The sequence below is a fragment of the Rothia sp. HMSC065C12 genome (genome assembly GCF_001812085.1).
Lineage (GTDB): Bacteria > Actinomycetota > Actinomycetes > Actinomycetales > Micrococcaceae > Rothia > Rothia mucilaginosa.
The window spans coordinates 67,932-80,164 of record NZ_KV807679.1 but is presented as its reverse complement, the minus strand read 5'-3'; the positions used below and the strand labels follow the sequence as shown (position 1 = coordinate 80,164).

Below are 12,233 nucleotides of genomic sequence, written 5' to 3'. Positions count from 1 at the left end.
GTTGCTTCCGGCAGGGGTGCCACGGTGGGTGCGTCAGTGGGGTTCACGCCGATGGTTGCCTCAGGCAGAGGAGCCACCGTCGGAGCATAGGTCGGAACCGCAGAAACCACGGGCTCCTGCGCGAAAAGCTCAAGAGGCTTCTGTGCATCAAACGAGCCGTACTCAGCACCCTGAACGCCAGCCGCCATGGTGCCCGCAATGTACTTGTGAGAGGTATTCAGCGTCGCCGCAACATCCGCCGGGACCTTCACCTCCGTCTCAAAAGCACCGTTGTGAATCTGCGAAGCAGGTACGGTCACCTCAGCCACGAAGCGCATACCCGTCTGGGGAAAACGACCGGGAACCCACACATTCGTATCAGACACCACCACGCGCACACCGTGCGGGGTCGCTTCACCGGTGTAGCCGGTACCGCGCACCTTCAACACAGTCTCACCCTTGGTGTTCAGACGCGGCGAATCCACGTGCAGAACCGGTGCGGCGCTATCCTTTACAACGTCCATGCGCAGAACCTGACCGCCCCCGTAACCATCAACGATGATATTAGCGACGAAGCTGTAGTTCTTCGCCGGGTCAACCAGGCTACCGGGAACGTAATGGGTCGCAGTCGCCGTGCCGTCCTTGAACGGGCCCTCAACGCGCACCGTCTGAATCGGGTTCAGAAACGGGAAACCCCTATGGTTTGCCTCGTGCAATGCCGGGGCGAAAGCGGTAGTTTTCGCGGGCAGTTTCGACGCCTTGAACGTAATCTTGTTCAGACGCAGGGCGGTCTTCAACTCACGAGTATTGGTCTCAACCTTGTAGTTGTAGACCGTAATAACCGGCGGGTTATCCGGATTCGGGGTATTAGCCGCTGCAACAGAAGGCAGAGCGCACAAGCTCAAGGATGCGGCAAGAAGAACAGAAGCACCGGCGCTACCGTAGCGGCGGGCATGAGAAGAGTTAGCCATCATGAAGTTCCTTCTACATGGGTGATTGAGCGATCCGCACTCTTCCTGTATCGCGCCAAGTCGAGTGCGTATACGGTACCGCGACATCACGGTTAATTACACCGTAACACGCACCTAAACGCATGAACCGGACATAAGATAACTCGCCGAAATATTACGTAAAACCAATGCCTACAGGGCGCACAATAGGGCGGATGGATAAGACAAACATGCACAGCGCCGGCTGGAGGATACGGAAATGCTAGGGTAGAAAGATGCCCACGCAGAAGAACCCGCAGAACCGAGTAGAAGCAGCCCCGCCCGCCCCGCCCGCCGAACCCAGCGCTACTGAGCACAGCGCTACTGAGCACAGCGCCATCGACAGCACGCACCGTGTCGTGAACGTGTGCGCTGTAGCAATCCGCAACCGGGACGGGCTCGTACTCACCGTGCGCAAACGGGGCAGCGACGGGTTCATGATGCCCGGCGGCAAACCCGAACAGGGGGAGACCCCGCTACAGACCGCCTGCCGCGAAGTGAACGAAGAAATCGGGCTCACCCCCGACCCCGCCCGGATGCACCACCGCGGACTCCTGGAGGCGGCGGCACTGAACGAGGCAGGCTTTACGGTACGCGCCGAAACCTACGAATACGCCCCCACCAACGAACAACACGAGCTATTGGCTTCGCTGGTGCCGCAGGCCGAAATTGCTGAGCTACGCTGGGTCAACCCCGCCATGAGCAGCCCCTTCGATTCTGTAGCGCAGGCACCGCTGAATACCGAGCAGATCTTCCCGCTGCTGGCACGCACCCCGCTACCGTAACCCCCGCCCCTGACGTGCCCCCTGAACCGGCGGGCGGCACACATGAGGTACACAGGTGCATCCGGTACCCTCAACACAGCAACATCTATCACGGGTAGAACGCATAGAGGCGCTCCACCCCGGAAACCCCCATACACCCCAAGGAGAACCATGAAGAAGACCGACTACAACCTCGCCGTCTACTGCGGCGCACGCTCCGGCAACGACCCGCTCTTCACCACCCGCGCCCAGGAGCTCGGCACCCTCTGCGCCCAAAACAATATTGGCGTGGTCTACGGCGGCGGCCGCACCGGCCTCATGGGCACCGTCGCGGGCGCAACCCTGGACGCCGGCGGCGTGGTCTACGGCGTGGTCACCCACAAGCTGGTCGGCCTGGAGGGCGTGTACCCCGGCCAGACCACCCTCGACATTGTGGACACCATGCACCAGCGCAAAATCGCCATGATTGAGAAGGCTGACGCATTCGTCGCAATGCCCGGCGGCCCCGGCACCCTCGAAGAGTTCTTTGAAGTTTTCAGCTGGCAGTTCCTCGACATTCACTCCAAGCCGGTCGCCCTGCTGAACGTCAACGGCTACTGGGACAAGCTCATCGACGCCATGCACTACATGGCGTCCACCGGCCTGCTCAACGAACGCTACCTGGATGAGCTCATCATCGCCACCACCCCCGAAGAGCTGCTGGAGGCGCTCGCCAAGGACCTGGAACGCCGCGCCGCAGAAAAGAACGCTGCCGAAAAGAACACTGCTGCAAAGAACACTGCTGAATAAAACCACCGCAGAAAACGAGAATGACTATGGCAACCATCCCCAACCAGGCACGCATCCTGCTGCTGACCTTCTTTGGCCCGTTCCCCGGCGTGCCCGTGAACCCCACCGTAGCGCTCGCCGAAGGCGCTCAGCGTCTGCTGGCTCAGATGCGCCCGGATTTGAACGTCATCACCCGCGAGTTGCCCGTCAGCTACGACGGTTCCAGTGCCGCCCTGCGCACTGCCCTGCAGGAGGTGCAGCCCGACGCGCTCATCAGCCTGGGCGTGGCGGTTGGCCGCGACGTGGTCAGCCTCGAACAGGTCGCTATCAACCTGGACTCCGCCGGTATTGAAGATAACGACGGCGACCAGCGCTGCGATGAGCCGATCGCCCCGGGAGGTCAGGAGGCGTACTTCTCCTCCCTGCCGGTGCGCGCCAGCTTTGAGCGTCTGCGTGCGGCGGGGGAGCCGGTCGAAATTTCGTACACCGCCGGAACCTACGTGTGCAACCACGTGTTCTACGAGGGTCAGCGCATCAGCCGTGAACTGGGTCTGAGCATCCCCGCCGGATTCGTGCACGTGCCCGCAACCTGCGCTGACGGTGAAGAGACCACCGAAGGCGCCGGCATGACCGCCCACCGTGACGCCGGTGGCGTGGTGCGTGACGAGCAGGGCATCCCGCAGCTGCCCGAATCCACCGTGGTGCGCATTATTGCTGAGGTCGCCTCCGACACCCTGCCCGCCGTGAACTAGCAGCACGGTACAGAGCAAAAACCCGTATAACAAAACCGCCGGATAGCCTCCCCAACTGGGAGACTATCCGGCGGTTTGCATATGTACGCTGACCCTATACAGCCGGGCTACAAAACCGGCACATGCAGGCTCGAGCTACTACTTGGTGCGGTTCTTCAGGTAGTAGTCAATCAGCGAAGCGGTCGAAGAATCCTGACGAGCCAGAACCTCGCGGTCACCCTCAATAGCGGGAACCAGGTCCAGCGCCAGCTTCTTACCGAGCTCAACACCCCACTGGTCGAAGGAGTCAATGCCCCAAACAACACCCTGAACGAAGGTGATGTGCTCGTACAGGGCAATCAGGGAGCCCAGAACGCGCGGGGTCAGGCGCGGCGCCATGATGGAGGTGGAGGGGCGGTTACCGCTGAAGATACGTGCGTTGACCACGTGCTCTGCGGTGCCCTCTGCACGAACCTCTTCCTCGGTCTTGCCGAAGGCGAGAGCCTGAGACTGCGCGAAGAAGTTAGCCAGGAACAGCTCGTGAACGTCCTGCTCGCCGTCCTTGGTCGGGTGGACCGGGTTAGCGAATGCCAGGAAGTCCGCGGGGATCAGGCGGGTACCCTGGTGAATCAGCTGGTAGAAAGCGTGCTGGCCGTTGGTGCCGGGCTCGCCCCAGAACACTTCACCGGTTGCGTAGTTGACGAAGGAGCCGTCCGCGCGAACGGACTTGCCGTTGGACTCCATGGTCAGCTGCTGCAGGTATGCGGGGAAGCGGTGCAGGTACTGGTCGTAGGGCAGAACCGCGTGGGTTTCTGCGCCGAGGAAGTTCACGTTCCAAATGTTCAGCAGACCCATCAGAACGGGTACGTTCTGAGCCAGGGGAGCGGTGCGGAAGTGCTCATCCATTGCGTGGAAGCCAGCGAGGAAGTCAGCGAAAACCTTCGGGCCGAAAACGATAGCCAGGGAGGTACCGATTGCGGAGTCTACAGAGTAGCGGCCGCCAACCCAGTCCCAGAAGCCGAAAGCGTTCTCGGGGTCAATACCGAATGCTGCAACCTTGTCGAGTGCGGTGGAGACAGCCACGAAGTGCTTAGCCACAGCCTCGGACGCTTCCTTGCCTTCCAGAGCGCCAGCCTCAGCCAGTGCGGACAGCAGCCACTCGCGTGCCACACGCGCGTTGGTGAGGGTTTCGAGGGTACCGAAAGTCTTGGATGCGACGATGAACAGGGTGGTCTCGGGGTCCAGGTCGGAGACCTTCTCAGCCACGTCGGTCGGGTCAATGTTGGAGATGAAGCGTGCGGTGATGCCTGCATCAGCGTAGGGCTTGAGAGCCTCGTACACCATGACCGGGCCCAGGTCGGAGCCACCGATACCGATGTTCACAACGGTCTCGATGCGCTTGCCGGTGATACCGGTCCACTCGCCGCTGCGCACGCGCTCAGCGAATGCGTAAATCTTCTTCAGCACGGCGTGAACGTCTGCGTCTACGTCCTGGCCGTCAACGGTCAGTGCGGGGGTGTAACCCTCGGGGCGGCGCAGTGCGGTGTGCAGTACGGCGCGGTCCTCGGTGACGTTAATGTGCTCGCCAGAGAACATTGCCTCGCGAGCCTGCTCCAGCTTGACCTCTTCGGCGAGCTTGACCAGCAGCTCAAGGGTTTCGGAGGTAATCAGGTTCTTGGACAGGTCGACGTGCAGTTCGTCGGCGGTGAAGCTGAGCTTCTGCGCGCGTTCCGGGTCAGCGGCAAACCATTCGCGCAGGTTCGGAGTGAGGGACTTGTGATGAGCGGACAGAGCGGACCACGCGGAGGTGGTCGTAGGGTCAATAGAAGTAGTCATGTTTCCATTCTCTTATTTTCGGGTGTCTATGTCACCTCTTTCGAGAGTGATATGGGACGATACGGCGAAAAAATCGAAACCTGGCACGCTGTTGTGGGCCTTGCAACATCAAGATGTAGAGTAAAACCTATGACTTCTTCACCTGAACACACACCCGCTGACACTCACGCACCCGTTGACACTCACACACCGCGCTACCTGCTCATCTCCCGCGAAGGGGAAACCCTGCTCAGCGATGACGGAACCCTGCACTACCTGACCGGTAACGATACTGCCGAGCCGCTGACCGAAGAGGCCATCCTTGCGCGCAGTGTAATTCGCCCCGCCGCCTACGGTGCCGACGCCCAGAAGAATAGTGAGGCAGAGGTGCACGTGCTCTACTGCGAGGACGAAACCCTCGCGCAGGTCGCCGCCGACCTGAACAACCCTCGGGTGCACGCCTCCGCCAGTGGCTTCCGCTACTACCCGGTCCATGATGACCCGGAAGGCCGCGCCCACTACGCCACCGCCCTGGCACGCCGCGACTACCTCATCGACATGCGCTACTCCGCATACAGCGGCGAGGAAGCGCCCCTCGGCTCCAAGGGCATCCGCCGCACCGCCTCCGGCGAGCTGGTGTTCCCCCGCATTGAACCCGCCGTGATGGCGCTGGTGACCAGCCGCGACGGCGAGCGCGTGCTGCTGGCGAATAACCGCCAGTGGCACCCCAACCGCTTCGCCCTCATCGCCGGTTTCGTTGACCCCGGCGAAAACCTTGAAGAGGCAATTGCCCGCGAAGTTTACGAAGAAACTGGTCTGCACGCCCTCAGCACCGAGTACCGTATGAGCGATGTGTGGCCTTTCCCGCGTTCGCTCATGATCTGCTACCGGGTGCGCGTGGATGAAAACGAAACCATCATTCATCACGATGGTGAGATCCGTGCCGCCCGCTGGTTCACCGCCCCCGAACTGCGTGAGGCGATAGCGATTTCGGAGGAGCGCGGCAATAGCGACGAGGACGACCCCGCCAAGCTTGAGCTGCCCGGCACGAACGCTGTCGCCCGCCGCATGCTTGATGAGTGGCTCGCCGAAAAGCCCTAGTGATACACTGGTAGCTAAGCCCAACGGAGGGGGGTCCGTTTTGGCGTGCCCGGAAACGCTCTCATTGCAGAGCGGCTCCACCGGCAACACTCCAACCGGCAAACACCCCCAGATACCTATCTGAAGGTACTGCCCCCGTGACCCCCGCGCCTTCTAGAGCGCACCCGCTGGCAAGACTATCCCCTAGATTTAAGCGAGAAACTTAACGCATGTCTGAAAACACCGCTTCGCGCCCCGACCTTCGCAATGTGGCCATCGTGGCACACGTTGACCACGGCAAGACCACCATCGTCGACGCGATGCTGCAGCAGACCCACGCCTTCTCTGCCCACGCAGATGTTGAAGACCGAGTCATGGACTCCGGCGACCTCGAAAAGGAAAAGGGCATCACCATTCTGGCGAAGAACACCACCGTGTTCTACAACGGCCCTTCCGCCAACGGTGAGACCATCACCATTAACGTTATTGACACCCCCGGCCACGCCGACTTCGGTGGCGAGGTGGAGCGCGGCCTGTCCATGGTTGACGGCGTTGTGCTGCTCGTGGACGCATCCGAAGGTCCGCTGCCCCAGACCCGCTTTGTGCTGCGTAAGGCACTGGCTGCTAAGCTGCCCGTGATCCTCGTGGTGAACAAGGTTGACCGCCCCGACTCCCGTATCGACGAGGTTGTTGGCGAGTCCATGGACCTGCTGCTCGGCCTGGCATCTGACCTGGCGGACGAGGTTCCCGACCTGGACCTGGACGCTGTGCTGAACGTTCCGGTGGTGTACGCATCCGGTAAGGCTGGCGCTGCATCCCTGAACCAGCCCGCAGACGGCCAGCTGCCCGACAACGACGACCTTGAGCCGCTGTTCAAGACCATCATCGAGCACGTGCCCGCCCCCACCTACAACCCGGACGAGGTTCTGCAGGCACACGTGACCAACCTGGACTCCTCCCCGTTCCTGGGTCGTCTGGCACTGGTTCGTATCTTCAACGGCACCCTGAAGAAGGGTCAGACCGTTGCGTGGGCACGTCACGACGGTGAAATCAAGAACGTCCGTATCTCCGAGCTGCTGGCGACCAAGGCTCTCGAGCGTGTACCCGCAGAGTCCGCTGGCCCCGGCGAAATCGTCGCAGTGGCTGGTATTGAGGACATCACTATTGGTGAAACCCTCACCGACGCTGAGAACCCCAAGCCCCTGCCGCTGATTAAGGTGGACGATCCCGCAATCTCCATGACCATCGGTATTAACACCTCCCCGCTGGCTGGCCGCGTCAAGGGCGCAAAGGTCACCGCACGTCAGGTGAAGGACCGCCTGGACCGCGAACTGATCGGTAACGTGTCCATCAAGGTTCTGCCCACCCAGCGTCCGGACGCGTGGGAAGTTCAGGGCCGTGGCGAGCTCGCCCTGGCTATCCTCGTGGAGCAGATGCGCCGCGAAGGCTTCGAGCTGACCGTGGGTAAGCCCCAGGTGGTTACCAAGACCATCGACGGCAAGGTCTACGAGCCCATGGAGCACATGATTATTGACGTGCCCGAGGAGCACCTGGGTGCTGTCACCCAGCTGATGGCTGCGCGTAAGGGCCGCATGGAGAACATGTCGAACCACGGTACCGGTTGGGTCCGTATGGAGTTCGCTGTTCCCGCACGTGGTCTGATTGGTTTCCGTACTCAGTTCCTGACTGAGACCCGCGGTGCCGGTATTTCTTCCTCCTACTCGATTGAGCACGAGCCTTGGGCTGGCGAGATTGAGTACCGCACCAACGGTTCGCTGATTGCTGACCGTGCCGGCGTGGTGACCCCCTACGCGATGATTAACCTGCAGGAGCGCGGCACCTTCTTCGTGGAGCCCACCTCTGAGGTGTACGAGGGCATGATCGTTGGTATGAACTCCCGTGCAGATGACATGGAAGTTAACATCACCAAAGAAAAGAAGCTGACCAACATGCGTTCTTCGACTGCGGACAACTTCGAAAACCTGACCCCGCCGAAGAAGCTGACCCTGGAAGAGTGCCTGGAATTCGCTCGCGAAGACGAGTGCGTTGAGGTGACCCCCGAGGCGATTCGTATCCGCAAGGTCATCCTGGACTCCAACGAGCGTGTCCGCGAGTTCCGCCGCCGCGCACGTGCCAACGACTAATACTGCGCGAACTAATAGCGCATTAGCGACTCACCTGCTGTAGCGGGTGCTGTCGTTGCGTAAGAACCGCCGCTGCCTTCTGAAGAGGAGGTAACGGCGGTTCTGTTTAACCGCCCCGATTCGTTCGGGAAATATTGTCGGGGCGACGGGGAGAGAAGGGGGAGGTGAATAGGGCGCTTCTGCTTTCTGCCTAAAACTGCTTTTGAAAAGCCTGAACACCCCGCGCTGTACATGCGAGTGTGTAAGATAAAATAATGCGCCTGCACGGTGGCGGCACCTGTCCGCTACTCAATGTCTGCCACTCAACGATGTAAATTGCCGGCGCGCTTTGACCGTCCAAGAAACCCAACCCTGCGTATGAGAGGGAAAGCCTGTGTCTGAAACCGAGAACACTCAGCCTGATTCTGCGACCCCCAGCTACCCCACGCAGGGTGAGCGCATCGCCCCCGGCTCGCGCCGTGACCTGCTGCCGAATAACTACGATGCGAAGAAGGCACGCATCCTGTTCGTGCATGCACACCCGGACGACGAAACCTCCTCGACCGGCGCGACCATGGCGTACTATGCGCAGAAGGGCGCGGAGGTGTACCTGCTGACCGCTACCCGCGGTGAGCTGGGTGAGGTCATCCCCGAGGAGCTGCATCACCTGGAGGTCGGTAAGCCCGGCTGCCGTGATAACGGTGAGGCGCTGGGCGAGTATCGCACCGGTGAGCTTGCCGGCGCTATCAAGGCGCTGGGCGTGAAGAAGCAGTTCTTCCTGGGCCAGGAACCCGCCGTCGCGGAGGGCGCGCTGCCTCTGTACCGTGACTCCGGCATGGCGTGGGGCCCGGAGGGTAAGCCCGTCGCCAACCCGGTGGCGGCGGAGGATTCGTTGACCGCGCAGCCGCTGGAGCCGCAAGCTCAGGCGCTGGTTGCCGCTATTCGCGCCCTCACCCCGGATGTTCTGATCACCTACGATTCGGACGGCGGCTACGGCCACCCCGACCACGTGCGCGTGTACGAGATTGTGCACCGTGCCCTGCAGATCCTTGAAGATGACGAGGACCGCCCGATTCTCACCTGGGGTATTGAGGGTGAGTTCGATACGGCTGATCAGCGCGTGCAGGCGGCAATCTACGGTGACGGCACCGCCAAGCGCAAGGCAATGGAGGCGCACCGCACCCAGATCACGGTGGTGGACGAGAAGACTTTTGAGTACTCGAATAAGGTGCCGCAGAAGATTTCTTCCGTGGAGACTTTCCGTGTGCTCGACGGTGACCCGACCGCAACCGTGCACCCGAAGCCGCAGGAGGCGGGTCTGGTGTCGAGCCTGCTGACCGGCTCGATTCTGGGTATTTTTGCCGGTATTGCCGGGTCGATTTACCACGCCTGGGTCGTGTACGCGGGGGATACCGCCCTGCCCCTCGGCTTGCTGGTGGCGTACCTGACGGTTTTCTTTACCGCCCTGTGGTGCGCCCTGTCGCTGCGTCGCGGCTACGCGGCGGCGGTCGTGGCTGTTGCGGCGTTCGTGACCGTGTACGTACTCGGTTACGGTCGCCCCGATTCGCCGTTTGTTCTGGTGAACCCGGGCCATTCGGCGATTGGTTTCTACGGTGCCCTGTGGTGGTTTGGCGCCCCGGTGGCGGCGATGCTGGGCATGCTCGTGTACACTCGCGCTCGCGTGAAGGACGCGCAGTATTTCTCGCCGCGTGCGGCGCATCAGCGTGCTCGCGCCAAGAAGTAGGCGCCAAGAAGTAGGCTGAGGCTCATCACTACGTCATAACCTAAGGGGAGGGGCGTTCCGGTTAGCCGGGACGCCCCTCCTGCTGTTTTGGGTGTTGCGCCGCTGCTGTCTTCTAAACCCGCCGGATAGAGGGCAATAGGAAAGAAAATGTATGCGTTATTCGGTGAATTTAGCGGGGTTGAAATAGCGGCGACTTCATCAAAAAATTCATGTGACGAAGATTTCATTTTTGGCTTAATCTATTTTTAAAATCCAGCCGACTAGTCGTAATGCAAATAAATACCAGGTCAGCCTAGCCTAAAAAATACCCCCACAAACCCATGAGCCCACTGTCTGATACGCCACGAAAATACGGTTAAACAGCCGGTGCGCGATAGACTATACACAGACTTCCCCGCCGGGTACCACCTACTCGGCGGTTTACTCTGTAGATTTTGCCCTGCAGCAGACGACCCGCAGACCGGCGGGCACGGGGCGAACAGCTTCTAGAAAGGCACACCAATGACCTACGTAATCGCGCTTCCCTGCGTGGATGTCAAAGACCGCGCATGCGTTGAAGAATGCCCCGTCGACTGCATCTACGAAGGCGAACGCACCCTGTACATCCACCCGGATGAGTGCGTGGACTGCGGCGCCTGCGAGCCCGTCTGCCCCGTAGAAGCAATCTACTACGAAGACGACGTCCCCGAAGAGTGGAGCGAATACGTCAGCGCCAACGCAGACTTCTTCGACGACCTGGGTTCCCCCGGCGGCGCAGCAAAGCTCGGCCCCACCGGCAAGGACGTGCCCTTCATCGCGGCGTTGCCCCCTCGTGGCGAGTAATCCCTGCGGCGAATAATAGCGACAACCGCATAGACTGACCGCACCCGCTAATGGGTGCCAAGAGCCTCCATCACAGCACCCGGTGCCCACGCACCGTCTAGGCGCTGGAATGGAGGCTCTTGCTGTAGGCACGCCAGCGCACGGACGCTAGACTAAAATGACGAAAACTATTCCCAAGCAACCAGGTGACACAATGACTTACGGCCTGAACCTGCCCGAATACCCCTGGGAGGCGCTCGCCCCCTACCGCGCAACCGCGGCCGCCCACCCGGATGGTCCGGTGGACCTGTCCATCGGCACCCCGGTCGACCCGACCCCGCAGAACATTCGTGAGGCGCTGGCGGCTGCCTCCGATGCACCCGGCTACCCGACCACCCACGGCACCCCCGCCCTGCGTGAGGCTATTGCCGAGTGGTTTGCGCGCCGCCGCGGCGTGACCGGCCTGAGCCCGGAGGCGATCATGCCCACGGTCGGTTCGAAGGAGCTCGTGGCGTGGCTGCCGTTCCTGCTGGGTCTGGGCCCGGGCGATGTGGTCGTGTACCCGCGCGTTGCGTACCCCACCTACGATATGGGTGCCCGCTTTGCCCGCGCCGAGTCCGTGCCCGCCGATAGCCTGGATGAGCTGGACGCTGACACCCGTAGCCGTGTGAAGCTGATTTGGGTGAACTCCCCGGCGAACCCGAACGGTGTGGTGCGTACCGTGGAGCAGCTGCGTGAGATTGTGGCGCAGGCGCGTGAAATCGGTGCCGTGGTGGCGTCCGACGAGTGCTACGCGGAGCTCGGTTGGGGTGCCTGGGATGAGGCGCGCGGCGGTCAGTCGGTGCCGTCCATCCTGGATCCTCGTGTGTGCGATGGTGATTTTACCGGCCTGTTTGCCGTGTACTCGCTGTCGAAGCAGTCGAACCTTGCCGGTTACCGTGCCGCGTTCATTGCCGGTGCCCCCGAGCTGATGCCGAACCTGATTAATAGCCGCAAGCACGCCGGCATGATTGTGCCCGCCCCCGTGCAGGCTGTCATGATGGTGGCGCTGGCTGATGAGGCGCACGTGGCGGCGCAGAAGGACCTGTACCGTGCCCGCCGCGAGGTGCTGGAGGAGGCGATTACCGCCGCCGGTGGCCGCATTGAGGACTCTGAGGCTGGCCTGTACCTGTGGACCACTTTCGGTGAGTCCACCTGGGATTCCATTGGTCGCCTGGCGGAGCTGGGTATTATTGCTGGCCCCGGCGTGTTCTACGGCGAGGACGGCGAAGGCTACGTGCGTATTGCCCTGACCGCTTCTGATGAGGCGGTGGCGAAGGCTGCTGAGCGTCTGAAGGCATCGGCCGCTAAGTAGCCCCGACGGGTCTAACTAGCCCGCATAGCAGAAAGCCCCCGCACCCTCCCGAAAGGGGAGTGCTGGGGCTTTGCCGTATCTGCTG

At 61.5% G+C, this 12,233-nt stretch carries 9 protein-coding genes and 1 pseudogene; 8 read left to right on the top strand and 2 right to left on the bottom strand.

Going from position 1 to position 12,233, the window contains the following annotated elements:
- Window positions 1-950 (bottom strand): annotated as a pseudogene (locus tag HMPREF2836_RS09445) (hypothetical protein); the annotation flags it as partial.
- A 254-nt stretch (window positions 951-1,204) separates the two neighbouring features.
- Here HMPREF2836_RS09445 and HMPREF2836_RS06330 point away from each other — a divergent pair.
- The 3 genes from HMPREF2836_RS06330 to HMPREF2836_RS06320 all read left to right on the top strand — a co-directional run bounded on the left by HMPREF2836_RS06330 (window position 1,205) and on the right by HMPREF2836_RS06320 (window position 3,252).
- Window positions 1,205-1,753, top strand: a complete 549-nt coding sequence (locus HMPREF2836_RS06330) for an NUDIX hydrolase (protein ID WP_210394339.1) — start codon at window positions 1,205-1,207, stop codon at window positions 1,751-1,753.
- Window positions 1,754-1,903: 150 nt separating this feature from the next.
- Window positions 1,904-2,521, top strand: coding sequence for an LOG family protein (locus HMPREF2836_RS06325; protein WP_070629894.1), 618 nt, complete (start codon window positions 1,904-1,906; stop codon window positions 2,519-2,521).
- 20 nt (window positions 2,522-2,541) lie between these two features.
- Entirely contained in the window at window positions 2,542-3,252 is a 711-nt protein-coding gene (locus HMPREF2836_RS06320; RefSeq protein ID WP_246822836.1) for a pyroglutamyl-peptidase I, read from the top strand.
- Between the two features lie 138 nt (window positions 3,253-3,390).
- Here HMPREF2836_RS06320 and pgi read toward each other — a convergent pair whose 3' ends face one another.
- A complete protein-coding gene (gene pgi / locus HMPREF2836_RS06315) occupies window positions 3,391-5,067 on the bottom strand; it encodes a glucose-6-phosphate isomerase (protein WP_049327617.1) in 1,677 nt (558 codons plus the stop codon).
- Window positions 5,068-5,196: 129 nt separating this feature from the next.
- Here pgi and HMPREF2836_RS06310 point away from each other — a divergent pair, with 129 nt between their 5' ends.
- The 5 genes from HMPREF2836_RS06310 to dapC all read left to right on the top strand — a co-directional run bounded on the left by HMPREF2836_RS06310 (window position 5,197) and on the right by dapC (window position 12,148).
- Window positions 5,197-6,147 carry an NAD(+) diphosphatase gene (locus tag HMPREF2836_RS06310; protein ID WP_070629893.1) on the top strand — a complete coding sequence of 317 codons (951 nt, stop codon included), beginning with the start codon at window positions 5,197-5,199 and terminating at the stop codon, window positions 6,145-6,147.
- Between the two features lie 209 nt (window positions 6,148-6,356).
- Window positions 6,357-8,270, top strand: a complete 1,914-nt coding sequence (gene typA, locus HMPREF2836_RS06305) for a translational GTPase TypA (RefSeq protein WP_070629892.1) — start codon at window positions 6,357-6,359, stop codon at window positions 8,268-8,270.
- Between the two features lie 373 nt (window positions 8,271-8,643).
- Complete coding sequence (locus HMPREF2836_RS06300; RefSeq protein WP_070616233.1) at window positions 8,644-9,993, top strand: PIG-L family deacetylase; 1,350 nt, start codon at window positions 8,644-8,646, stop codon at window positions 9,991-9,993.
- 501 nt (window positions 9,994-10,494) lie between these two features.
- Window positions 10,495-10,815: a ferredoxin gene (fdxA, locus tag HMPREF2836_RS06295; protein ID WP_005505213.1), complete on the top strand. Its 321-nt coding sequence runs from the start codon at window positions 10,495-10,497 to the stop codon at window positions 10,813-10,815.
- 193 nt (window positions 10,816-11,008) lie between these two features.
- On the top strand, window positions 11,009-12,148 hold the full coding sequence (gene dapC / locus HMPREF2836_RS06290; protein ID WP_070616232.1) for a succinyldiaminopimelate transaminase: 1,140 nt from the start codon (window positions 11,009-11,011) through the stop codon (window positions 12,146-12,148).
- The last annotated feature ends 85 nt before the right edge of the window (window positions 12,149-12,233 follow it).

What these genes read in the sequence shown, in the direction of transcription:
- HMPREF2836_RS06330 (WP_210394339.1), top strand. Translation starts at nt 1,205, where the DNA reads ATGCCCACGCAGAAGAACCCGCAGAACCGAGTAGAAGCAGCCCCGCCC.
- HMPREF2836_RS06325 (WP_070629894.1), top strand. Translation starts at nt 1,904, where the DNA reads ATGAAGAAGACCGACTACAACCTCGCCGTCTACTGCGGCGCACGCTCC.
- HMPREF2836_RS06320 (WP_246822836.1), top strand. Translation starts at nt 2,542, where the DNA reads ATGACTATGGCAACCATCCCCAACCAGGCACGCATCCTGCTGCTGACC.
- pgi (WP_049327617.1), bottom strand. Translation starts at nt 5,067, where the DNA reads ATGACTACTTCTATTGACCCTACGACCACCTCCGCGTGGTCCGCTCTG.
- HMPREF2836_RS06310 (WP_070629893.1), top strand. Translation starts at nt 5,197, where the DNA reads ATGACTTCTTCACCTGAACACACACCCGCTGACACTCACGCACCCGTT.
- typA (WP_070629892.1), top strand. Translation starts at nt 6,357, where the DNA reads ATGTCTGAAAACACCGCTTCGCGCCCCGACCTTCGCAATGTGGCCATC.
- fdxA (WP_005505213.1), top strand. Translation starts at nt 10,495, where the DNA reads ATGACCTACGTAATCGCGCTTCCCTGCGTGGATGTCAAAGACCGCGCA.
- dapC (WP_070616232.1), top strand. Translation starts at nt 11,009, where the DNA reads ATGACTTACGGCCTGAACCTGCCCGAATACCCCTGGGAGGCGCTCGCC.